18 protein-coding genes are annotated in these 22,452 nt (G+C 67.3%); 6 read left to right on the forward strand and 12 right to left on the reverse strand.

Going from position 1 to position 22,452, the window contains the following annotated elements; genetic code table 11:
• Nucleotides 1-14: 14 nt before the first annotated feature.
• On the reverse strand, nucleotides 15-773 hold the full coding sequence (locus ACWJI3_RS12940) for a 2-phosphosulfolactate phosphatase family protein (RefSeq protein ID WP_094513054.1): 759 nt from the start codon (nucleotides 771-773) through the stop codon (nucleotides 15-17).
• 57 nt (nucleotides 774-830) lie between these two features.
• On the opposite strand from ACWJI3_RS12940, the gene ACWJI3_RS12945 reads away from it, so the two are divergent.
• From ACWJI3_RS12945 to ACWJI3_RS12960, 4 genes are all read left to right on the forward strand, one after another.
• Entirely contained in the window at nucleotides 831-2,393 is a 1,563-nt protein-coding gene (locus ACWJI3_RS12945; protein WP_480203878.1) for a UbiD family decarboxylase, read from the forward strand.
• Complete coding sequence (locus ACWJI3_RS12950; protein WP_094512978.1) at nucleotides 2,390-2,836, forward strand: Rrf2 family transcriptional regulator; 447 nt, start codon at nucleotides 2,390-2,392, stop codon at nucleotides 2,834-2,836. Before ACWJI3_RS12945 ends, ACWJI3_RS12950 begins: the two co-directional genes overlap by 4 nt.
• A 64-nt stretch (nucleotides 2,837-2,900) precedes the next feature.
• Nucleotides 2,901-5,564 (forward strand): MGH1-like glycoside hydrolase domain-containing protein, encoded by a 2,664-nt coding sequence (locus ACWJI3_RS12955; protein ID WP_255139861.1) that lies wholly within the window; start codon nucleotides 2,901-2,903, stop codon nucleotides 5,562-5,564.
• A 51-nt stretch (nucleotides 5,565-5,615) separates the two neighbouring features.
• Nucleotides 5,616-7,253: a GMC family oxidoreductase gene (locus tag ACWJI3_RS12960; RefSeq protein ID WP_480203879.1), complete on the forward strand. Its 1,638-nt coding sequence runs from the start codon at nucleotides 5,616-5,618 to the stop codon at nucleotides 7,251-7,253.
• 105 nt (nucleotides 7,254-7,358) lie between these two features.
• Here ACWJI3_RS12960 and ACWJI3_RS12965 read toward each other — a convergent pair whose 3' ends face one another.
• From ACWJI3_RS12965 to ACWJI3_RS12975, 3 genes are all read right to left on the reverse strand, one after another.
• Nucleotides 7,359-7,850, reverse strand: coding sequence for a DoxX family protein (locus ACWJI3_RS12965; protein ID WP_369803040.1), 492 nt, complete (start codon nucleotides 7,848-7,850; stop codon nucleotides 7,359-7,361).
• Between the two features lie 66 nt (nucleotides 7,851-7,916).
• On the reverse strand, nucleotides 7,917-8,927 hold the full coding sequence (locus tag ACWJI3_RS12970; protein WP_480203880.1) for a VOC family protein: 1,011 nt from the start codon (nucleotides 8,925-8,927) through the stop codon (nucleotides 7,917-7,919).
• Complete coding sequence (locus tag ACWJI3_RS12975) at nucleotides 8,924-9,847, reverse strand: DMT family transporter (RefSeq protein WP_480203881.1); 924 nt, start codon at nucleotides 9,845-9,847, stop codon at nucleotides 8,924-8,926. The genes ACWJI3_RS12970 and ACWJI3_RS12975 overlap by 4 nt, the downstream gene beginning before the upstream one ends.
• A gap of 114 nt (nucleotides 9,848-9,961) precedes the next feature.
• Here ACWJI3_RS12975 and ACWJI3_RS12980 point away from each other — a divergent pair, with 114 nt between their 5' ends.
• Nucleotides 9,962-10,771 carry an SDR family NAD(P)-dependent oxidoreductase gene (locus tag ACWJI3_RS12980; RefSeq protein ID WP_480203882.1) on the forward strand — a complete coding sequence of 270 codons (810 nt, stop codon included), beginning with the start codon at nucleotides 9,962-9,964 and terminating at the stop codon, nucleotides 10,769-10,771.
• On the opposite strand, the gene ACWJI3_RS12985 is transcribed toward ACWJI3_RS12980, so the two are convergent.
• From ACWJI3_RS12985 to hemL, 7 genes are all read right to left on the reverse strand, one after another.
• Nucleotides 10,746-12,122 carry an NAD(P)/FAD-dependent oxidoreductase gene (locus ACWJI3_RS12985; RefSeq protein ID WP_480203883.1) on the reverse strand — a complete coding sequence of 459 codons (1,377 nt, stop codon included), beginning with the start codon at nucleotides 12,120-12,122 and terminating at the stop codon, nucleotides 10,746-10,748. The two genes, ACWJI3_RS12980 and ACWJI3_RS12985, sit on opposite strands and share 26 nt — an antisense overlap.
• Before the next feature lie 107 nt (nucleotides 12,123-12,229).
• The gene (locus ACWJI3_RS12990) at nucleotides 12,230-12,967 is read right to left on the reverse strand and encodes an ABC transporter ATP-binding protein (protein ID WP_480203884.1); all 738 of its coding nucleotides are present in this window, start codon (nucleotides 12,965-12,967) and stop codon (nucleotides 12,230-12,232) included.
• The gene (locus tag ACWJI3_RS12995) at nucleotides 12,964-13,737 is read right to left on the reverse strand and encodes an ABC transporter ATP-binding protein (protein WP_480203885.1); all 774 of its coding nucleotides are present in this window, start codon (nucleotides 13,735-13,737) and stop codon (nucleotides 12,964-12,966) included. Before ACWJI3_RS12995 ends, ACWJI3_RS12990 begins: the two co-directional genes overlap by 4 nt.
• The gene (locus tag ACWJI3_RS13000; protein WP_480203886.1) at nucleotides 13,734-14,639 is read right to left on the reverse strand and encodes a branched-chain amino acid ABC transporter permease; all 906 of its coding nucleotides are present in this window, start codon (nucleotides 14,637-14,639) and stop codon (nucleotides 13,734-13,736) included. Before ACWJI3_RS13000 ends, ACWJI3_RS12995 begins: the two co-directional genes overlap by 4 nt.
• Nucleotides 14,636-15,580 (reverse strand): branched-chain amino acid ABC transporter permease, encoded by a 945-nt coding sequence (locus tag ACWJI3_RS13005; protein ID WP_480203887.1) that lies wholly within the window; start codon nucleotides 15,578-15,580, stop codon nucleotides 14,636-14,638. Before ACWJI3_RS13005 ends, ACWJI3_RS13000 begins: the two co-directional genes overlap by 4 nt.
• The gene (locus ACWJI3_RS13010) at nucleotides 15,577-16,770 is read right to left on the reverse strand and encodes an ABC transporter substrate-binding protein (RefSeq protein WP_480203888.1); all 1,194 of its coding nucleotides are present in this window, start codon (nucleotides 16,768-16,770) and stop codon (nucleotides 15,577-15,579) included. The genes ACWJI3_RS13005 and ACWJI3_RS13010 overlap by 4 nt, the downstream gene beginning before the upstream one ends.
• Before the next feature lie 5 nt (nucleotides 16,771-16,775).
• Nucleotides 16,776-18,077 carry a glutamate-1-semialdehyde 2,1-aminomutase gene (hemL, locus tag ACWJI3_RS13015; RefSeq protein ID WP_094513051.1) on the reverse strand — a complete coding sequence of 434 codons (1,302 nt, stop codon included), beginning with the start codon at nucleotides 18,075-18,077 and terminating at the stop codon, nucleotides 16,776-16,778.
• Nucleotides 18,078-18,318: 241 nt separating this feature from the next.
• Between hemL and ACWJI3_RS13020 the strand changes: the two genes are divergently transcribed.
• Entirely contained in the window at nucleotides 18,319-19,869 is a 1,551-nt protein-coding gene (locus ACWJI3_RS13020) for an FAD-linked oxidase C-terminal domain-containing protein (protein WP_255139851.1), read from the forward strand.
• Between the two features lie 70 nt (nucleotides 19,870-19,939).
• On the opposite strand, the gene ppsA is transcribed toward ACWJI3_RS13020, so the two are convergent.
• Entirely contained in the window at nucleotides 19,940-22,444 is a 2,505-nt protein-coding gene (gene ppsA / locus ACWJI3_RS13025; protein ID WP_480203889.1) for a phosphoenolpyruvate synthase, read from the reverse strand.
• Between the last annotated feature and the right edge of the window lie 8 nt (nucleotides 22,445-22,452).

Here is a 22,452-nt window from a genome sequence, read left to right on the forward strand (position 1 = left end):
GCTGGGCGCCGGCTTCAGCTGGCTTTGAGTACGCCTGGCTCGGCCTGCATCGGCACGATCTCAAGCGAATCCACGCTGGCGCAGCAGCGGAAATCATCGTCGTGATCGCCCAGGCCGATCAGCCGCCGGCCATGGCTGGCGGTACGCAGGCAGCCTTCGGGATCGTGGCGCCACTGCTGCCAGAGCGCCAGCGCCGCCACCATCTCGTCATTGCCCGCCTCCACCGACCGGCCGCCAGCGGCTGCGGCATCCATCGCCGCCTGGGCCACCGCGCCAGCCGCCAGGGTGTCTTCCAGCGAGTAGGAGCCCTCCCAGCCGCTGCCCACGATCCACACCTGCTCGCATTGCCGCTCCAGCAGCCGCGCCGCCACTGCCGCGCGGTTGGGCAGGCAGGCGGTCAGCAGCAGGGGCACAGTGCGCACCTTGTCGAGCGAGCGGGTGCCGTTGGTGGTGCTCATGAAGATGCGCTTGCCCGCCACCAGCGCCGGCGTGACGGCCAGGGGGGAGTTGCCGAGATCGAAGCCCTCCACCCGGGCGCCGCCCCGTTCGCCGGCTGTGAGCCGTTGCGCGGCCGGCCAGGCCGCGGCCGCGGCCTTGAGGCTGTCGAGATCGGCGAACGCCTGCACCGCCTCGGCGCCGTTCTGGAGTGCCCAGGCGATCGTGGTGGTGGCGCGCAGCACGTCGATCACCACGGCCGCATCCGGGCCCGCCGCCGCCGCTCCAGGGCCGCGGTCTGGCACATCTTCGGAGGTGTGGAAGGTATGGATCTGCACGGCGCAGGGCACGGGTCGCGTGCGTCACAGTAGGCAGCGACGCTCAGGACCCACTCAATGACGGCCACGCTGCCGCGGAGTTCCACCAGAGATCTGCGGGGCTTTCTGTCGCTACTGGAGCAGCGCGGCCAGCTGCGGCGCATCACAGCCCCCGTCGACCCCGACCAGGAACTGGCCGCCATCGCCGACCGGGTGCTGGCCCGCGGGGGCCCCGGCCTGCTGTTCGAGAACGTGATCGGCAGCCCGATGCCGGTGGCTGTGAACCTGCTCGGCACCGTGCAGCGGGTGGTGTGGAGCATGGGCCTGGAGTCGGCCGAAGAGCTGGAGGATCTCGGCGCGCGGCTGGCCCTGTTGCAGCAGCCCCGGCCGCCGAAGGGGCTGCGCGAGGCGGTGCGCTTCGGCGGGGTGCTCTGGGATGTGGTGAAGGCCCGCCCCGACCTCGACCTGCTGCCGCCCTGCCACCAGCAGGTGTTCAAGGGGGAGGACGTGAACCTCGACAGCCTGCCGCTGCTGCGCCCCTGGCCCGGCGATGCCGGCGGGGTGATCACCCTCGGACTGGTGATCACCAAGGACCCGGAAACGGGCGTGCCCAACGTGGGTGTCTACCGGCTGCAGCGCCAGTCGGTGAACACCATGACGGTGCACTGGCTGAGCGTGCGTGGCGGTGCCCGCCACCTGCGCAAGGCGGCGGCCATGGGCAAGCCCCTGGAGGTGGCCGTGGCGATCGGCGTGCACCCCCTGCTGGTGATGGCCGCCGCCACCCCGATCCCGGTGCAGCTCTCCGAATGGCTGTTCGCCGGCATCTACGCCGGCGAAGGGGTGCGGCTGGCCAAGTGCAAAACAGTGAACCTGGAGGTGCCCAGCCACAGCGAGGTGGTGCTGGAGGGCACGATCACCCCCGGCGAGGAACTGCCCGACGGCCCCTTCGGTGATCACATGGGCTTCTACGGCGGCGTCGAGGCGTCACCGCTGGTGCGCTTCCAGTGCATGACCCAGCGCCGGAACCCGGTGTTCCTCACCACCTTCAGCGGCCGCCCGCCAAAGGAGGAGGCCATGCTGGCGATCGCGCTCAACCGCATCTACACGCCGATCCTGCGGCAACAGGTGCCCGAGATCATCGATTTCTTCCTGCCGATGGAAGGGCTCAGCTACAAGCTGGCTGTGCTCTCGATCGACAAGGCCTATCCGGGCCAGGCGAAGCGGGCGGCGATGGCCTTCTGGACCGTCCTGCCCCAGTTCACCTACACCAAGTTCGTGGTGGTGGTCGACAAGTCGATCAACATCCGCGACCCGCGCCAGGTGATCTGGGCCATCAGTGCCCAGGTGGATCCCCAGCGCGATCTGTTCGTGCTGGAGGACACCCCGTTCGACACGCTGGATTTCGCCAGCGAGCGTCTGGGGCTGGGCGGCCGTCTGGCGATCGATGCCACCACCAAGATCGGGCCGGAAAAGCGCCACGACTGGGGCGAACCGCTCCGCCGGCCGGCGGCGATCGAAGATCGGCTCGATGCCCGCTGGCAGGAGCTGGGCCTGGCCGACATCGACGCCACCGAACCGGATCCCACCCTGTTCGGCTACACCCTCGAGAACGTGCTGGAGCGTCTGGCGGCGCGGCGTTGATCAAGCGCCGCGGCCTGCAGGCGCTCAAGGCGCTGCTGGAGCTGGCCAGGGAGCCGGGCGCCTGGCGCTCGGTGACCCAGATCGCCGCCGCTCAGTCGATTCCGGCCCCGATGCTGGAGCAACTTCTGCTGCAGTTGCGGCGGGCCGATCTGGTGGAGGCGCGGCGGGGCCGCAGCGGCGGCTACCGCCTGCGGCGGGTACCGGCGGCGATTCCTGTCGCCACCGTGCTGCAAGCCGTGCAGGCTGATCCGGCGCTGGGGCCGGCGGCGGCTACAGCCAGCGACCCGGCACTGGCGGGCGAGCAGGTGGCCCAGGCTCTGGTGCGGCGTCTGCAGCGGGCGCTGGAGCAGGAACTGGCCGTGCTCACGCTCGAGGAACTGCTCTTCGATCTGCGCAGCTGGCAGGAATGCCTCAGTGAAGACGGCGGCCTGATGGTGGGCTAACGCACAGAGCGGCCTGCGGAAGCGCCGAACCCGGCCAGGATGGCCAGGTGTTGATCACGCGCTGATGCCCGACCGCGACGCCATCGAGTTCGCCGAACGGCGCCGCATGGCCGAACGGGATCAGGGGCTGGTGCCCTGGGCGCTCTGGGGCAGCTACCTACCTGATCGTCAGTGGGGCACGGTGCGGGAGGACTACTCCGCCGACGGCGATGCCTGGCGCTCCTTCCCGCACGACCACGCCCGCTCGCGCGTGTACCGCTGGGGGGAGGACGGCCTGTTGGGCCTCTGCGACGAGCACGCCCGCCTCTGCTTTTCGGTGGCGCTCTGGAACGGCCTCGATCCCATCCTCAAGGAGCGGCCCTTCGGGCTGGGCAACCCGGAAGGCAACCACGGCGAAGACATCAAGGACTACACCTTTCACCTGGCCAACACCCCCACCCACAGCTTCATGCGGGGGCTCTACAAGTACCCCCAGCGCTGCTTCCCCTACGACCACCTGATCCACGAGAACGGGCGGCGCGGGCGCGACAGCCCGGAGTACGAGCTGGTCGACACCGGGCTGTTCGACGACGACCGTTACTTCGATGTGGAGGTGGAGTACGCGAAGGCGGCGGCCGACGACCTGCTGATCCGCTTGCGCCTCACCAACCGAGGCCCCGATCCTGCCCCGCTCACCCTCCTGCCCACCCTGTGGTTGCGCAACACCTGGAGCTGGGGCTATGCGGGCGCGCTCGAGCAGCCGCTGGAGCTTGAAGGGGATCTGCTGCGCACCCCTGTGCTGCCCGGCCTCGGGTCGTACCGGCTGGCCTGCGCCGAGCCTGGCCCCTGGATCTTCACCGACAACGAGACCAACACCGAGCGCCTGTTCCGCCAGCCCAACCAGCGGCCGTATCAGAAGGACGGCTTTCACCGGTATGTGGTGGAGGGGGAGGAGGGAGCCATCAACCCCGCCCAGCGGGGCACCAAGGCGGCCCGCCTGCTGCGCCGCACACTGGCCCCGGGGGAGACCTGGGTGGTGGACCTGCGCCTGTGGGCGGGCGAGCAGCCGGCGGCGTTCGGCGCGGCGTTCGAGGCCACCCATCAGGCACGCGTGCAGGAATGGAGGGCCTACTTCGAGCACTGCGTGCCGGGGCTGGAAGCCGACGACCGCCGCATTCACCTCGCAGGCGCCGCCGGATTGCTGTGGTGCAAGAAGTACTACAGCTGGGACGTGAAACGCTGGCTGGAGGGGGATCCGGGCCAGCCGGTGCCGCCGCCGGAGCGCTTCAGGAGCGCCAATGCGGCCTGGCGCCGTCTGCATGTGGAAGATGTGATCTCCATGCCCGATTCATGGGAATACCCCTATTTCTGCCAGTGGGATCTGATGGTGCATGCCGTGGCCTTCGCCGGCTTCGATCCGGCCACCGCCAAGGAGCAGTGCATGCTGCTGCGCAGCCCCCGCTTCACGGCGCCCAACGCCCAGACCCCTGCCTACGAATGGGCGCTCTCCGATCCGAACCCACCGATCGGTGCCTGGGCGGCGATGCGTGTGTATCAGATCGACCGCAAGCAGAACGGTGAACCGGACATGCCCTTTCTGCGGGCGGCACTGCGCAAGCTGTTGCTGGAATACGGCTGGTGGGCCAACCGCAACGATCGTTCGGGCGACAACGTGTTCGAGGGTGGATTCCTCGGTCTGGATAACATTGCCGTGTTCGATCGCCGCTTTCCGCTCGCCGATGGCAGCCACATCGGAGAAAGCGATGGCATCGCCTGGATGGCGTCGCTGAGCCTGAATCTGCTCAACATCAGCGTGGAGCTGAGTGTGCGTGAACCGGAGTATGCGGATCTGTGCGAGCGTTTTGTCTACGACTTCGTGCAGCTCAACCTCACGCTCAACACCCCCACAGACAACGAGTTTCTGAACTGGGATGAGCAGGATGGCTTCTACTACGACGTGATCAAGCGGCCCGATGGAAGCACTGATTTCCTGCGCAGCCGCTCGATTGCTGGCCTGATTCCCCTGCTGGCGGTGGCCAGTTTCGATCAGGAAACGCTGGAACGTCTGCCGGTGCTGGATGTGAAGAACAGCATGGCGTGGTACACCCACGAGCGCACCTCCCCCTCCTGGGTGGAAACGCACCTGGGCCGGCGCCACAACGACCGGCTGCTGTTTTCCCTGGTGCCGGAAGATCGGCTGCGCCGCATCTGTGAGCGGCTGTTCGATGAGACGGAATTCCTTTCTCCCTACGGCATCCGCTCTCTGTCGAAGGTGTATGAAACCGCACCCTTCTGCTACACCGAAGGCAGTGAATCAGATTGCCTCTCCTATTCACCGGCGGACAGCCCGGTGGCCATGTTCGGTGGCAACTCCAACTGGCGTGGGCCGGTGTGGATGCCGCTTAATTATCTGTTGATCGAATCTCTGCAGAAATTCGGCCATTTTTATGGCGACAGCTTCACGGTGGAGTTCCCCACCGGCTCTGGCGTATGGCTCAGCCTCTGGGATGTGTCATTGAAGCTGGAGCAGCGGCTGGTGAATCTTTTCCGCCGTGACAGCCAGGGCCGGCGCGCCTTCCTCGGGGATGTGGACCTGTTTCAGCACAACCCCCATTGGCGTGATCTGATCCAGTTTCATGAGTATTTCCATGGCGACAATGGCCGTGGGGTGGGCGCCAGCCACCAGACCGGCTGGAGTGCGATCGTCTGCAAGATGATCAACCAACTCTCCCAATATCCAGTGCCCTGATCGCAGCACCTGTCTCTGCCTTCCCCTCTGTTCCGCCGCCACCCTTCCGCCATGCCTGCCACCCCAACGGCCCGGATCATCGACCCGTCGATCACCCTCGCCCCGTTGCCTGGTGCCGGGCAGCTGAATCCACCGGATGGCAGCCACGTGGATGTGTTGATCATCGGCAGTGGGGCCGGCGGCGGCACCCTGGCGCGGCACCTGGCTGGCAGCGGCCTCAAGGTGCTGGTGCTGGAACGCGGCGACTGGCTCCCCCAGGAACCGCAGAACTGGAGCGCCGAAGCGGTGTTTCAGCAGGGGCGCTATGTGTCTGCGGACACCTGGCACGACAAGCACGGCAAGGCCTTTCAGCCCGGCAGCCACTACATGGTGGGAGGCGCCACCAAGATGTACGGGGCCGCCCACTTCCGCCTGCGCGAGGCCGATTTCGGCGAGCTGATTCACCACGACGGCATCTCACCGGCCTGGCCCCTCCCTTACGACGTCTTCGAGCCCTATTACCAGCGCGCCGAAGAACTGTTCCACGTGCATGCCCAGCAGGGGGAAGATCCCACCGAACCCCGCCGCACTGCCCCCTATCCCCACCCGCCGATTGCCCATGAGCCGCGCATGCAGAAGCTGGTCGACGATCTGCGTGCCGCCGGCCTGCGCCCCTTCCACGCCCCCAGCGGGGTGATGCTCGATGAGGCCAACCTGCCCTTCAGCCGTTGCCGCAAGTGCAACCGCTGTGATGGCTTTCCGTGCCTGGTGCATGCCAAGGGCGATGCGGACGTGGTGGGCATTCGGCCGGCCTTGGCCGATGCGAACGTGTCGCTGCTCACCCGCGCCCATGTGCAGCGGCTGCTCACCGATGCCAGTGGTGGGCGGGTCACGGCGGTGGAACTTCTGCGCGATGGCGAGCCGATGCGCTTTTCCGCCGATGTGGTGGTGGTGAGTTGCGGCGCCGCCAACAGCGCCCGGCTGCTGCTGATGTCTGCCAACGACCGCCACCCGGCCGGCCTGGCCAATGGCTCGGGGCAGGTGGGGCGCAACTACATGTTCCACAACAGCAAGGCCCTCGTGGCCCTGGCCCATGAACCCAACACCACCGTGTTTCAGAAAACGGTGTCGATCAATGACTGGTATCTGGGCTCTGAGGCGTTTCCCTACCCGATGGGCAACATCCAGATGACCGGCAAGACCAGCGGCACGATCATGAAGGGCTATGCCCCACTGGAAACCTTCCTGATGCCCGGCTGGAGCATGGACCAGATCGCGGAACATGCACTGGATTTCTGGCTGAGCAGCGAGGATCTCCCCGACCCTGAGAACCGCATCACCGTGAACAAGGAGGGGGCGATCACCCTCTCCTACACCCCCAACAATCAGACGGCCAGCGCCAGGCTTGAGCATAATCTTCGCGGCTTGCTGGATTCTCTCTATCTGAAGAATCACCTGGTGGAGCGGCAGATCTACGTGAAATCCAGCATGGCGATTGCCGCCGTGGGCCACCAGGCTGGCACCTGCCGCTTCGGCACCGATCCCACCACCTCGGTGCTGGATCTTGATTGCAAAGCCCACGAGCTCGACAATCTCTACGTGGTGGACACCAGCTTCTTCCCCAGCATCGGTGCGGTGAATCCCTCGCTCACCGCCATCGCTAACGCCCTGCGGGTGGGCGATCATCTCATCGCCCGGCTGCAGGGATGATCCAGCCGGGGAGAGGCGCCAGGGGGGAATCTTCTTGGTTGAACGCTGTCAACCGAGTTGAATGCCCTCAGCACAGTTGCATCCTCTCAGCAGCGCCGAATGGTGTCAGCCGAAGTTGAGCATCAGGGCGTCGCGAATCAGGAGTCCGTCGAGCGAAAGGGCGCCACCTCCGGCTCCGATCAGCACCAGGCACATCACCACATACATGGCGGCCTTTTCCCAGCTGGGTGGTTCCCCCACGCCCATGGGGCCGGCATAATCTCCCGGCGGAATCTGATAGGGATCGGGGGCGATGAAGGGGGTGCCCGCTAGAACCTCCAGCACCATGGCGTACCCCATCGACACCAGAATCGCCAGGGCGGCCAGGGGCGTGAGCAGACCGGGGATCAGGGCGATACCGCCTGCCCACATCGAGAATGCCGACAGAAAGCAGAGCCAGCGTGGTGTTTTCAGCGCGGTCGCCCAGGTGGTGAGGTTGCGCAGCTTCGGCCAGCCGTGGCGGATGAAGGCGATGCCGGTGAACACCCGCAGCAGTGTCAGCACCGCTTCACTGAGGGGAGAGGGGCCGATGGGCACCAGGATCTCCACGATGTCCACGGCCACGGCAGCTCTCGTGCGTCGGTGCCTCAAGGTAACCAAGGCGTCCCGAGCGGCTGCCGGGCTTCAGGGAGCGCTGACGCCAGCGGTTTCCAGCACCAGCAGCTCGTGGCCATCGGGATCGGCCAGCCGCAGCGCCCGTCTGCTCCCGCCGGCCCCCGCTTCCAGCGCCACCAGGCCGGGCGGCAGCAGCTCGGCCCCGAATGCCGCCGCGCTGGCGGCGATGCGATCGAGGCCGCTGGCCGCCAGGTGGATCTGCCAGTGGGCCAGGTCCTGCGGCGCCTGATCCGCCAGTCGCGGGCGCCCCTGGTTGGGGGGCAGATAGCCAAGGGTTTCGATGCCCATGCCTGCCGCGCAGCGCAGGGGCGTGATCTGCACCCGCGTCTCGCTCAGCCCATCGAGCCGGTCCTGCTCCAGCCCGCTGTTTTCGCCGCTGGGCAGTGCCGTCAGGCCGAGCAGCTCGCTGTAGAAGGCACGGCTGCGGGCGGTGTCGGCGATGGCGATGGCGCTGTGATCGATGCCGAGCAGCTCAGAGGCACCGGCCGGCCGCGGGCGATGCCAGCGGGGATCCCCCTTGCCGTCGGGAAACTGCAGCAGCTCCAGGTTGTGGCCATCAGGATCACGGAACTTGAAGGCCCAGATGCCGGCGGCGGCGGTGTTCCACTCGGGCAGCCGCTGCGGCGCCGCTGATACCGCCGTGATTGCGCCAGCGGCCAGCAGGTGCTGCAGCCGGGCGTGGCTCGCCGCCAGATCCGCCGTGACGAGGCAGAGGTGTTGAAACCAGAGATCGCAGCTGCGTGAGTCAGGTGGCAGCGGCCGCCCCGGGCGCTGCCCCGGGCCAGGATCGAGCACTTCGATCAGATCCAGCCGCTCCTCGCCCAGCCCCAGCTGCACCCGTTGCAGCCGTCCCTGCGGCAGCCCGAACAGAGCGGCCTGGGGCCCGCCCTCCACCCGCTCCTCAGCGAGACGGATGAAGCCAAGCGACGCGCAGAAGAAGGCGGCGCTGCGCTCGGCACTGGCACAGGTGATTGCCACCGCTTCGATGTGGGGCCCAGAGCTGACCAGGGGGTGCGTCATGTGCCGGTGCTGCCCATGGGGCCAGCAGGCTGTGCGGTGCTCCCCGGGCGTTGCAGCACGATGCTCAGCACGCCGCCGAGGGTGATCAGCGCGGTGCCGACCCACACCGCCAGGGTGGGCGTCTCGGCGAACCAGATCCAGCCGATCAGGCCGGCGAACACCACCGACGAATACTGAAAGGCGCCGATCGCGCCGGGTTCGGCATAGGTGTAAGCCTTGATCAAGAGAAACTGAAAGCAGGCCAGGCACACGCCGGAGGCCAGCACCGTGAGCCATTGGCTGGTGTCCAGCCCGCTGAGCAGTGCACCGGCCTGTCCCTCCGGCCGCAGCGGACCAAGGATCGCCAGGGTGGAGCCGACGCTGCCGATGAGCAGGAAATAGATCATCTGGGTGAGCGGCGCCTCGGTGCGGTCGAGCCGCTTCACGGCCAGGAACTCCACGGCGCAGAGCAGGCCGGCAGCCAGGCCCAGCAGATCGCCGGGGCGGGTGAGCAGGGAGGCGTTGGGCTGCACCACGATCACCATGCCGGCAAAGCCGATGGCGAGGCAGCCCCACAGAGCTCTGGGCACCTGCTGGCCGAGCACCAGCAGACCCAGCATCGGGATGAACAACGGCGTGGTGTTCAGCAGCACATTGGCGTTGACCAGATTCACCAGTCGCGCGGCGGTAATGAACAGAAAGAACCCCGCCAGCCCGGTGCAACTGCGCAGCAGGTGCAGCAGTGGCACGGACGTGCGCAGATCACGGCCACCGCGCCACAGCACCCAGGGCAGGATCAGTGCCAGCGCGATCACGAAGGTGAGCCAGGTGAACGGCACGGGCCCCATGCCACTGCCGAGCGCTTTGCCGAAGGCGCTCTGGGCGGTGTTCGCCAGAAAGGCCAGCACCAGCAGGGCGGCGCCCAGCAGCAGTGAACGCATTGAGCCGGAGGCCTCCTGCGGGGGTGTGGATGGAATCACATTCGCCACGGTGTTCAACCCTTCCCGTTGGGCCCATGCTTACCTTCAAAGCTGCCCCTGTCACCCATGGATTCCGTGACCAGCACCACCAATCCAGACGCCATCCGCACCCTGGCCAAGCTGCTTGAAGGCAAGGTGGCGATCGTGACCGGCGGCAACAGCGGCATCGGCAAAGCGATTGTGGAAGCCCTGGCGCACCGCGGCGCCAAGGTGGTGATCGACTACCGCTCCCATCCTGAGGCCACCGAAGAGATCGAGCGGGAGATCGGCGCGTTCGGCGGCAGCAGCTTCGGTGTGCAGGCTGATGTGTCCAAGCTGGATGATCTTCAGCGCTTGGTGGATGCTGCAGTGGCGAAATACGGGCGCATTGATGTGATGGTGAACAACGCCGGTATCGAAACGCGCACCTCCATTCTCACCACCACCCCCGACGACTACGACAAGGTGCTGGATGTGAACCTGCGTGGCGTTTTCTTCGCCACCCAGTACGCCGCCAAGCAGATGATTGCCCAGGGCGGCGGCGGCCGCATCATCAACATCTCCTCGGTTCACGAAGACTGGCCCATGCCCAACAACACGCCCTACTGCCTCGCCAAGGGCGGCGTGCGCATGCTCACCCGCACCGCCGCCCTCGAGCTGGCTCCCCACGGCATCACTCTGGTGAATGTGGGACCGGGGGCCGTGGCCACTCCGATCAACGACTCCACGATGAAGGATCCGGAGCTGATGGCCAAGCTGGATGCCGCCATCCCGCTGGGCCGCATGGCCCAGCCGGAAGAGGTGGCCAAGGTGGTGGCTTTCCTCGCCAGCGACGACGCCAGCTACATCACCGCCACCACGATCTTTGCCGATGGCGGCATCATGCAGAGCAGCCCGGGTCTGTAGCGGCAGAGCCCTCCGGCACACCCTCCTCAAAGCGCGGTTCTCCCATGATCAGCAGGGAGCCGCGCTGCCGGGCGGCGATCGCCCACAGCCATTTGACCAGCAGGCTCACCCGGTTCTCGTTGGCGGGCATGAAGCCCAGGTGGGCCACGCCCCAGATCAGCCAGCCCAGCGGGCCGTCCACGCGCCAGCCGCGCAGGTCGGCTTCGGCGTGCAGGCGCCCCAGGATCGCCATCGAGCCGAAATCCACGAAGCGGAACGGCGCCTGCGGGCGCCCTTCCAGCCCGGCCCGCAGATCACGGGCTACCCAGCTGCCCATCTGCACCGCCACGCTGGCCAGCCCTGGCAGCGGGCTGGCGCCCGGGCTGGGGGCATAGGCGCAGAGGTCACCCACCACCCGGATCTCGGGATGGCCGGGCACGGAGAAATCCGCCTCCACCGGCACCCGGCCGCCCCGGTCGAGGGGCACGCCGGTGGCCTCAGCCAGCCGGGCACCCAGTGGGGACGCCTTCACCCCCGCCGTCCAGCACACCGTGGCCGCCTCCCGCACCTGCTCGCCAGCGGCGGTGCTGATCGTGACCCGCCCCGGCTCGATCGCCTTCACCCGGCCCCCCAGCAGCACCTCCACGCCGATGGATTCCAGGAAGCGCCTGGCGCCGGCGCCCAGATCGGGATGCATGCCCCGCAGCAGGCGATCGCCGGGATCCACCAACAGGATGCGGGTGTCTTCGGGATCGAGCTGGCGGAAATCCCTGGCCAGGGCGTGGCGCAGCAGCTCCGACACCGACCCCGCCAGCTCACAGCCAGTGGGTCCGCCCCCCACCACCACCACCGACTGCAGCAGGCGCCGCTTCTCCGCCTCGGGCGTCTGCTCCGCCTCCTCCATCGCCAGCAGCAGCCGCTCGCGGATCTCCAGGGCGTCGTCCAGCTGCTTCATCGGCGGGGCGATCGCCTGCCATTCGTCGTGGCCGAAGTAGGAGCTGCCGGAACCTGCCGCCAGGATCAGGTGGTCGTAGCTGAAGCGGCGCTCGTTGAACACCAGCTCCTTCGCTTCGGCATCGATTTCCTTCACCTCCCCCATCAGCACCTGCACGTTGCGCTGCCGCCCCACCAGCAGCCGCAGCGGCACGGTCACATCCCCCGGAGCCACCAGCCCGGTGGACACCTGATACAGCAGCGGTTGGAACAGGTTGTAGTTGCGCTTGTCGATCAGCGTCACGCGAACATCGGCGCCGGCCAGGGCTTTGCACGCCGATAGCCCAGCAAAACCCCCTCCCACGATCACCACATGGGGTCGCCCGCGCAGAGCTTCAGCCGGCGGCTCCAACTCCAGAAAGAAGCGCTCGCGTGGCATGGCGGTTGCAGGCCGGACGGTCGCAGCCTATTCAGGGCGCATCGGCGTGGATAGGCGCCCAGGACGTTGGTGCGAAGAACAGAGCAGGGCCGCGTGCTGACGTGCCCTCAAGCGCCCAGATAGCTGGCGCGCAGTTCGTCGTCGGCGAGCAAGGCAGCGGCAGAGCCGCGCAATTGCACTGTGCCAGCTTCGAGCACCACGCCACGGTCGGCGATCGCCAGGGCCGCCAGGGCGTTCTGCTCGACCAGAAGGATCGTGAGGCCCTGGCTGTGCAACGTGTGGAGCACTGCCATCAGTTCCTCCACCAGCCTGGGGGCGAGTCCAAGGCTTGGCTCATCCAGCATCAGCAGTTCCGGCCGCCCCATCAGGGAACGGGCGATCGCCAGCATCTGTTGCTCGCCCCCCGAGAGGCTGCCGGCCGGCTGGCGGCGCCGATCAGCAAGCCGCGGAAACAGGCTGTAGCACCAGTCGAGGTCGGCGTGGATCGCCTTGGCATCACGCCGCAGGAAGGCCCCCAGTTCCAGATTGGTGGCCACGCTCTGGCGCGCCAGCACCCGGCGGCCTTCCGGGCAATGGCCGATGCCAAGGCGCACGGTGGCTTCGGTGGACAACGAGGCGAGAGAGCGCCCCTTCCATTCCACCGATCCCGCGGCAGCATCCACCAACCGCGAGATGGCGCGCAGCGTGGTGCTTTTGCCGGCGCCGTTGGCACCGAGCAGCGCCACCAGCTCGCCGCTGTGGAGTTCGAGGTTCACATCGCCGAGGGCCTGGATCGCCCCGTAGCGGACCGTGAGCCCCCGCAGGGCCAGCAGCGGCGTGGGTCCGCCTGGCGGATCCCCGTTCATGTCGTGCTCCCCAGGTAGGCTTCGATCACCAGTGGATCGTTGCGTACCTCGGCGGGGGTCCCTTCAGCGATCCGCTGCCCGAAGTTGAGCACGGCAAGGCGGTCGCACAGGCGCATCATCAAGGGGACGTGGTGCTCGATCACGAGCACGGTGAGATCGAAGTGCTGGCGCAGCCGCCGAATCAGATCGGCGAGTGTGGCTTTTTCGGCCGGATTCATGCCGGCAGCCGGCTCATCAAGCAGCAGCAACCTGGGGCCGGTGGCCAGTGCACGGGCCATCTCCAGCCGGCGCCGCAGCCCATAGGCGAGGCTGTCGGCCGGCTGGTGCGCCAGGTGATCGAGCTCCAGCAGTTCCAGCAGCTCATGGGCTCGCTGACGCAGCTGGCCCTGCTGGCGGCGGAAAGCAGATCGGTTCAGCAGGGCGCCGAGCAGAGGTGCTCTGTCGGCGCTGTGCAGTCCCACCAGCACGTTGTCGAGGCAGCTGAGCGGTCCGAACAGGCGCAGGTTCTGAAAGGTGCGGGCGATACCCAGCCGGTTCACCCGTTCCGGCGGCAAGCCATCGATGGCGGCACCGTGCCAGAGGATGCGGCCCGCATCGGGGGGCGTCAGCCCGGAGATCAGGTTGAACAGAGTGGTCTTGCCAGCTCCGTTCGGTCCGATCAGCCCGGTGATCGACCCGGCTTCCACCTGCAGCGACACGCGGTTCACGGCGATCAGCCCGCCAAAACTCCTGGTGACCGCCTCCAGTTCCAGCAGTGGTGTGCCGATCATGCCGAGGTGCTTTTTCTGGCCGTTGGCAGTGGCAGGGCGTGAACCAGGGCCGCCAACCGTTCCGGTGTGATCAGGCCCTGCGGCGCCAGGATCGGGCCCACCAGGATCACCAGACCGAACACGATCAGGCGCAGATCCCCCACCGGCCGAAGCAGTTCCGGCAGTGCGGTGAGAAAGAGGCCACCCAGGACCGGACCGAGCCAGGTGCGTGAACCCCCGAACACCACGAAAGCGAGGGTGGTGATGCTGGCATCGAAGCTGCCTTGGCGGGCGTTCCAGGTGTTGAGGAAATGGGCGGCCACCACCCCGCTGAGCGCCGCGATCGCGGCGCTCAGCACAAAGGCGCTCAAGGCCACCTGAGCCGTGGGCACTCCCATGCAGCGGGCGGCCAGTTCGTCCTCCCGCATGGCGGCCATCGCCCGTCCCAGGCGCATCTGCTCCAGCCGGGCGCACAGCCAGCAGCAGAACCCCAGGAGAAGCGCCGTGCAGATCAGATAGCCCTGCGGGCCGTTGAACGGTTGTGGGATCGCGAAGATGCCCACCGCACCACCACTCCAGCCGGCGTTGAGGTTCACCACCCGCAGAATCTCCACGAGGGCGATCGTGGCGATCGCCAGATAGATGCCCCGCAGCTGGAGCACCGGCCGGCCGATCAGCAGCGCCAGCCCTGTGGCCAACCCTGTCGCCAGGACCATTTCCAGCAGCAGTGAGGGCAAGGGATAGAGCGCTCCGTTGCCGGCCAGCGCTGGCCAGCGCGTGGAAAGCAGTGCGGCCACATAGCCGCCGATGGCATAGAAGCCCGGGGTGGCGAGTGACAGTTGACCCGCACGCAGCGGCAGGTAGACCGAAAGGGCGAGCAGAGCGCCCAGCCCCATCTGCACCAGCAGGGAGAGGTCGCTCACACCTTGCTGATCAGGGTTTTGCCCAGCAACCCCTGGGGCCGAAGCAGCAGCACCGCGAACAGGAAGGCATAGGCAACCCCGTCTTTGTAGCCGGAAAAGTCGGCAGGCACGAGTGCCTCGGCCAGGCCAACCACCAGGCCCCCCAGCATCGCTCCGGGCACACTGCCCAGGCCGCCAAGCACCAGAACCCCGAGGGCCTTGATGCCGAAGCCGATCCCGAAGTACGGCCCGGAGATGCTCACGCTCAGCCCCACCAGCCCACCGGCCACGCCGGCGAGAAAGCCGCTCAGTGCAAAGGCGAGCTGGATCATGGCCCCGGCATTGATGCCCAGCAGTCGGGCGGTGTCTGGATCTTCCGAGACGGCCTGCAGAGCCTTGCCCATGCGACTGCCTTCCAGCCAGAGCGTCAGCGTGACGAGCACGATGGCAGCCACCGCCATCAGCAGCAGTTGCACGGAGCGCACCTGGGCTGCTCCGATCCGGATGGTGGGCGGCAGCTCTGCCAGGGTGGCGGCGGGGATCGAATAGCTTTCGGCGCCCATCAGCAACTGCACCACATTCACGATCACGACCCCAGCGCCCAGGCTGGAGATGAGGTAGAGCAGCGGCTCGGCCCGTCGCTGGCGCAAGGGTGCAAAAGCGGTGGCTTCCACCAGCACGCCCATGCCGGCGGCGCCGACACCGGCAAGCAGCAGGGCCAGCCAGAAGGGCAGGGCAAAGGGCAGCTGGACGCCTGCGAGCAGGCCATTGGAGCCCACGCTGCCGCCGATCAGCAGATACGTGAAATAGGCCCCGAGCGTGAACAGGGCCCCTTGCGCGAAGTTGATCACCCCGAGCACCGAGAAGACCAGCGTGTACCCGAGGGCAAAGAGGGCATAGACGGCCCCACTGGCCAGGCCATTGAGCAGCACCTGCAGCAGGTGATCCACGGTGTCGCTCAATCGAGCAAGGCGAAGCGCCCGCTTTGCCCGCCCGTAACCATCTGCACCTCTGCAACGTAGAAGCGCTTCTGAACCACTTCGCCCTCTGGGGTGAAGCCGATCTCACCCAAGGGTGTGTCGTAGCGACCGGCCAGCAGTTCCTTCATCAGCTCCTGGCGCACCTCCGTCAGCGGCCGGCCGTTGATGGGCGAACGGCGGTTCAGCCGTGTGAGCGCTTCGGCCACGACCTGATACGCGGTGAAAGCCTGGGCAGTGAGCTGGGGGGGGATGGCGCCACCAGAGGCCTCCTTGAAGAGCTTCACGAAGGCCGCGTTGGTGGCTGTGTCCAGCTCCGGGCTGTACGCCTGTGCGATCAGGATCCCGTCGCAATAGATCTGGCAGATCGGATAGATGTTCGGGGTGTTCATGCCGTTGCCCACCACGATGCGGCCTTTGTAGCCGAGCTCTCGCAGCTGGCGGATCAGGTTGCCGCCATCGACGGCCTGGGCCGAGATCACAATCAGATCAGGCTTCAACCGCAGCGCCGCAGTGATCTGGTTCTGAAAATCCTGGTCGTTCAACTGGGTGCGTTGCACGGTGACCGGTTTCAGCCCCTTTGCCACCAGGGCGTTCTGGAAGATCTCGGCTTCAGAGGTGCTGTAGGCGTCGTCCTGGGCGAAGAACACCGCTGTGCGCCGGATCGTTGGATCCTGCTTCAAGGCGGCTTCGATCGCCAACGGAGCGATCACAGCGCTGGAGGCTGAAACGCGGCTGATGAAGCTGCCGATCTGCGGAATGCCCTTGGCGGTGTTGGAAGGCGCGACGACAGGCACCCCGCGGCGCTGGGCGATCGGGGCGGCGGCAAAGGCTTGCTGGGAGAGGGTGGGACCGATCAGGGCCACCACACCGGCATCGATCAGGAGATTGAAGGCCTGGCTGGCTGCCTGCTCATCACCACCTCCATCCTCGATGGTGAGCTGGATCGGCACACCCTTTCCCTTGAACCAGCGTTCGGCGAGCTTGAGGCCCAGCTGTTGGTCCTGCCCGTAGACGTTCGCGTTGCTGGTGAGAGCCAGCACCGCCCCCACCGGCACCCCTTTGTTGACATCGAGAGGCTTGTCGGAGGTGGTGGCCTCACATCCAGCCACCCCGAAGGCGAGCCCGATCATCGCCAGCAGGAGGCGGCGGGAGGGGTAAAGGTGCCTATGCATGCCGATCAGGCGATGGCAGCGAAGGCGGCCCGGAAGGCTTCGAGCGTGGCGTCGATGTCCTCCTCGCTGTGGGCCAGCGAGGTGAAGCCGGCTTCAAAGGCGCTCGGCGCCAGGTAGACGCCGCGCTCAAGCATGGCGCGGTGCAGCTTGCCGAAGCGCACGGTGTCGGCGGCTTTGGCGTCTTCGAAGTTGCGCACCGGCCCGTCGCAGAGGAAAAAGCCGAACATGGCGCTGATGCTGCCGCCGCAGATCGGCAGGCCCGCATCCCTGCCGGCCGCCAGGATGCCGGCGATCAGCCGCGAGGTGGTGGCCTCAAGTTTCTCGTAGGTGCCTGGCTGGCGCAGCAGTTCGAGGGTGTGGATGCCGGCGGTCATCGCCAGCGGGTTGCCGCTCAACGTGCCGGCTTGATACATCGGCCCGGCCGGCGCCACCATGGCCATGATGTCGGCGCGGCCGCCGTAGGCGCCCACCGGCAGACCGCCACCGATCACCTTGCCCATCGTGGTGAGATCGGGGGTGATGCCGAAACGGGCCTGGGCACCGCCATAACTGATGCGGAAGCCGGTCATCACTTCATCGAAGGTGAGCAGAGCCCCGTTTTCGGTGGTGATCTCGCGCAGACCCTCCAGGAAGCCCGGTTCGGGGGGCAGGAAGCCGGCATTGCCCACCACCGGCTCGAGGATCACCCCGGCGATTTCACCGGGGTTCTCAGCGAAGAGCCGCTTGACCGCTTCCAGGTCGTTGTAGGGGGCGGTGAGCGTGTTGGCGGTGGTGCTGCGCGGTACGCCGGGGGAATCGGGCAGGCCGAGCGTGGCCACGCCCGAGCCCGCCTTCACCAGGAACATGTCGGCGTGGCCGTGGTAGCAGCCCTCGAACTTGATCAGCTTCTCGCGGCCGGTGAAGGCCCGCATCAGCCGCAGCACCGACATGCAGGCTTCGGTGCCGGAGTTCACGAACCGCACCATCTCCACAGAAGGGACGGCATCGACCACCATCTGGGCCAGCTGGTTCTCCAGGGCACAGGGGGCGCCGAAGCTGGTGCCTTTGCCCAGGGCGTTGCGCAGCGCACCGATCACCTTGGGGTGGGCATGGCCGCAGATCGCCGGCCCCCAGGAGCCGATGTAATCGATGTAGCGGTTGCCATCCACGTCCCAGGCGTAGGCCCCCTGGACCCGATCGAAGACGATCGGTTGGCCGCCGACGGAACGAAAGGCCCGCACCGGAGAGCTCACCCCTCCGGGCATGAGCTTCTGGGCAGCGGCGAAGAGTTCCTGGGAACGGCTGGTGTTCAGGGCAGGAACTGACACAGGGGCCGAGGTCAAGGCGCGATCCGCAGACGGTTGAGAACGGCGCGACAGCGCAATGCCGCTCGGCCGATCCCCATCCTGACTCAAGATGTGTCAGTGCGGTGGTTGCCGCCTCTGCTCGGTAAGGTCTTGTTGGCCGAGGGCCATGAGCCTGGTGTCACAGGCCCATCACTGCTGGCCTGCCGGCCGCTCTGCCCGCCCAGCGTCCCCACCTCCAGGCCGTCATCCAGGCCGAAACCCCGTGAGCCTGCCCTGGTCCACCATCGAACGTCAGCTGCGCCGTCTGCTCCCGGCGCGTGCCGTGGTGGCCCGGCGCCAGGAACTGCTCACCTACGACAGCGACGGTCTCACCCTGCATCGCCATGAGCCGCCACTGGCGGTGTTGCCGGAAACCACCGAGCAAGTGGCGGCGATCCTGCGCTGCTGCCATGCCCTGGGGGTGCCGTTCGTTGCCCGTGGCAGCGGCACGGGGCTGTCAGGCGGCGCCGTGGCGGAGCAGGAGGCCCTGCTGGTGGTCACCAGCCGCATGCGTTCGGTGCTGGCGATCGACCTCGACAACCAGCGCATCACCGTGCAGCCCGGTGTGATCAACAGCTGGGTCACCCGCGCGGTGGCGGGCGACGGCTTCTACTACGCCCCCGACCCGTCCAGCCAGGTGGTGTGCAGCATCGGCGGCAATGTGGCCGAGAACGCCGGTGGCGTCCATTGCCTCAAGTACGGCGTCACCAGCAACCACGTGCTGGAGCTTGAAGTGGTGCTCCCCGACGGCACGCTAACCCGGCTGGGGGGGCCGCTGGCAGAGCTGCCCGGTCTGGATCTGCGCGGTGTGTTCATCGGCAGCGAAGGCACCCTGGGCATCGCCACGGCGATCACCCTGCGCCTGTTGCCCCAGACCCCCAACGTGCAGGTGCTGCTGGCTGATTTCGTCACGATGGAGGCAGCCGGTGAAGCGGTGCGCCGGGTCACGGCCGCCGGGGTTCTGCCGGCGGGGATGGAGATCATGGACAACTTCACGATCAACGCCGTCGACGACCTCTTCGGGGTGGAGGAGTATCCGCGCGATGCAGCGGCGGTGCTGCTGATCGAGCTCGACGGCCAGGCGCGGGAAGTGGCGGCCGCGGTGGCTCTGGCCAGCGACCTGTGCCGTGAGGCCGGGGCCCGCTCCATCCGCCAGGCGGAGCAGGAAGCCGACCGGGCCCAGCTGTGGAAGGGCCGCAAATCGGCATTCGCGGCGGTGGGGCGCATCACCCCCACGTATTACGTGCAGGACGGGGTGGTGCCGCGCAGTGCCCTGCCTTCGGTGCTGGCGGCGATCGAGCAGTTGAGCCGCCACTACGGCCTGCCCGTGGCCAATGTGTTCCACGCCGGCGACGGCAACCTGCACCCGCTGATCCTTTACACCGCAGGCGAGCCCGGCGTGCAGGAGAAGGTGCAGGCCCTCGGCGCCGAGATCCTGCGGCTCTGCATTGAGGCGGGCGGCAGCATCACCGGTGAGCACGGCGTGGGCGCCGACAAGCGCTGCTATCTCGATTGGATGTTCTCCCACGACGACCTCGACACCATGCAGCTGGTGCGTCGCGCCTTCGACCCGCTGGGGCGGGCCAATCCCGGCAAGATCTTTCCCACGCCCCGCAGTTGCGGCGAGTCGTCCCGGCGGGTGGCGGTGCTGCGCGAAACGCCTGCCCACAACGGCGCTGCGGCCACACTGCCGCCGCCGGAGCCAAAGTCCGCCCCCTGGCTGGCCGACGGCCAGCCGGGCTTGCTGGAACGCGAGGCCGTCGAGCTGTTCTGAGCTCAGCTGTCCTGAAAGGCTCTGATTGCTCTGAACCCGGCTGTCCTGGCTGGAGCTCCTTCCCGCCCGTTCAGGCGCCCTTGCCAAGCTCCTGCTCGATCGCTGCCACCTGCAGGCGTGTGGTGATCACCGCATCGGGGTTGAGGCTGATCGAATCGATTCCCTCCTCCACCAGGAAGCGGGCGAAGTCGGGGTAGTCGCTGGGAGCCTGGCCACAGATGCCGATGCGGCTGCCACAGCGGTGAGCCGTGCGGATCGCCAGGCGGATCATCTCCTTGACGATCGCGTGCCGCTCATCGAACAGATCCGCCACCAGCGCGGAATCCCGGTCCAGCCCAAGGGTGAGCTGGGTGAGGTCGTTGGAGCCGATCGAGAAGCCATCGAAGTGCTCGGCGAAGGCTTCGGCGCCGATCACGTTGCTGGGCAGTTCGCACATCACATACACCTGCAGGCCGTGGCGGCCCCGCACCAGCCCATGACGGGCCATCTCGGCAAGCACCCGCTCGCCTTCCTCCGGTGTGCGGCAGAACGGCACCATCGGGATCACGTTCGTGAGCCCCATCGCCTCACGCACCGCCTTGAGCGCCTGGCATTCCAGACCGAACGCCTCCCGGAATGCTTCGGCGGTGTAGCGGGAAGCGCCCCGCCAGCCCAGCATCGGGTTCTCCTCGTGGGGCTCGAAGCCGCTTCCCCCGAGCAGACGGGCATATTCGTTGCTCTTGAAATCCGAAAACCGCAGGATCACCGGCCTTGGATGGAAGGCGGCGGCGATGCGCGCCATGCCCTGGGTGAGCAGGTCCACGTAGTAATCGGCGGGGTGGGCATACCCCTTGGTGCGCTGCGCGATCGCCTCGCGTTCACCGGCATCGGCCACCAGCTCCGGCTTCAACAGCGCCATCGGATGCACCTGGATGTGGTTGGCGATGATGAACTCCAGCCGGGCCAATCCCACCCCGTCCACAGGCAGAGCCGCCTGCTGGAACGCCTGCTCCGGATTGCCCACATTCACCAGGAGGCGGGTGCGGGTAGGAGGCAGCTCGGAGAGTTCCTGTTCCTCCACATGAAAGGGCAACGCGCCGCGATAGACCCGGCCCGCATCCCCTTCGCAGCAGCTGGCGGTGATCAGATCGCCATCGGCGATGCGGCTGGTGGCCGTGCCACAGCCCACGATCGCGGTGATCCCCATCTCGCGGGCAATGATCGCCGCATGGCAGGTGCGGCCGCCCTGATTGGTGATCACACCGCTGGCTTTGCGCAGGATCGGCTCCCAGTCGGGGTCGGTGCGCTCTGTCACCAGCAGATCCCCCTGCTCGAAGCGGTTGATGGCATCGGCGCTGGCCAGCACCCGGGCCACACCGCTGCTCACCGAGGCTCCGATCGCCCGCCCCTCCACGATCAGTTCGGCCTGATGGGGATCCAGTTGCCAGCGTCGCAGCAGGGTGCTCGAACGCCGCGACTGCACCGTTTCCGGCCGGGCCTGCAGGATGAACAACCTGCCGCTGAGGCCATCCTTGGCCCACTCGATGTCCATCGCGGTGGGACCGCCGTGCAGGGCGCTGTAGTGCGCCTCGATCACGCAGGCCCAGCGGGCCAGGGTGAGCACATCAGCGTCGTCGATGGCGAAGCGTTCACGCTCTTCCGCCGGCACCGGCACGTTGCAGGTGTCCGTCTCGGCGTACACCATGCGCAGCTTCTTGCTGCCGAGCCGTCTGCTCAGGATCGGCGCGTGCCCCTGCAGCAGGGTCGGCTTGAAGATCAGGTATTCATCGGGGTTCACTGCCCCCTGCACCACGTTCTCACCCAGGCCATAGGCGGCGGTGAGCAGCACCGCCTCACGGAAGCCACTCTCGGTATCAATGGTGAACATCACCCCTGAGGCCGCCAGATCGGAGCGCACCATCGTCTGCACGCCGATCGACAGAGCCACCGCGTCGTGGGCGAAGCCGTTGATCTGCCGGTAGGAGATGGCCCGATCCGTGAACAGCGAGGCGTAGCAACGGCGGCAGGCCGCCAGCAGGGCGTCGATGCCCTGCACATTCAGAAAACTCTCCTGCTGCCCGGCGAAGCTGGCTTCCGGCAGATCTTCAGCGGTGGCACTTGAGCGCACGGCCACCGAAACTGGAACCGGCACCGAGCTGTCAGTACCGCCAGTGCCGCCCGTGCCGGTGCTGCGCGCGCCGCTGGCGCTGCTGTCACGATCACCGACACTGTCCTCATTCAGCTGCTTGTAGTGCTGACGGATCGCTTCCTCCAGCGGCGGCGGCAGGCTGGCGTTCAGCACGAGTTGCCGCGCGGCGGCGCCACTCGCCTGCAGGGCCGCCAGATCGCTGGCATCGAGGCCATCGAACAGGTCGGCAAGCCTGGCCTCCAGTCCGTTGTGGGCGAGCAGCAGGCGGTAGGCCGCCGCCGTGGTGGCAAAGCCGCCGGGCACCGCCACCCCTCGGGGCCCCAGCTGGCGGATCATCTCTCCCAGGGAGGCGTTCTTGCCTCCCACCTGGGCGATGGCGTCAAGGCCGACGGACGCGAGCGGCACCACCAGCAGATCGGGGCTGGCCATCGCAGGTGCCTGACCCATCACGATCT

This window comes from Marcopretia estuarina LEGE 06307 (assembly GCF_056633115.1).

Excerpts from the sequence above, each read along its gene's own strand:
- ACWJI3_RS12945 (WP_480203878.1), top strand. The coding sequence starts at position 831 with ATGACGGCCACGCTGCCGCGGAGTTCCACCAGAGATCTGCGGGGCTTT.
- ACWJI3_RS12955 (WP_255139861.1), top strand. The coding sequence starts at position 2,901 with ATGCCCGACCGCGACGCCATCGAGTTCGCCGAACGGCGCCGCATGGCC.
- ACWJI3_RS12960 (WP_480203879.1), top strand. The coding sequence starts at position 5,616 with ATGCCTGCCACCCCAACGGCCCGGATCATCGACCCGTCGATCACCCTC.
- ACWJI3_RS12970 (WP_480203880.1), bottom strand. The coding sequence starts at position 8,927 with ATGACGCACCCCCTGGTCAGCTCTGGGCCCCACATCGAAGCGGTGGCA.
- ACWJI3_RS12975 (WP_480203881.1), bottom strand. The coding sequence starts at position 9,847 with ATGCGTTCACTGCTGCTGGGCGCCGCCCTGCTGGTGCTGGCCTTTCTG.
- ACWJI3_RS12985 (WP_480203883.1), bottom strand. The coding sequence starts at position 12,122 with ATGCCACGCGAGCGCTTCTTTCTGGAGTTGGAGCCGCCGGCTGAAGCT.
- ACWJI3_RS12990 (WP_480203884.1), bottom strand. The coding sequence starts at position 12,967 with ATGAACGGGGATCCGCCAGGCGGACCCACGCCGCTGCTGGCCCTGCGG.
- ACWJI3_RS12995 (WP_480203885.1), bottom strand. The coding sequence starts at position 13,737 with ATGATCGGCACACCACTGCTGGAACTGGAGGCGGTCACCAGGAGTTTT.
- ACWJI3_RS13010 (WP_480203888.1), bottom strand. The coding sequence starts at position 16,770 with ATGCATAGGCACCTTTACCCCTCCCGCCGCCTCCTGCTGGCGATGATC.
- ppsA (WP_480203889.1), bottom strand. The coding sequence starts at position 22,444 with ATGGGTCAGGCACCTGCGATGGCCAGCCCCGATCTGCTGGTGGTGCCG.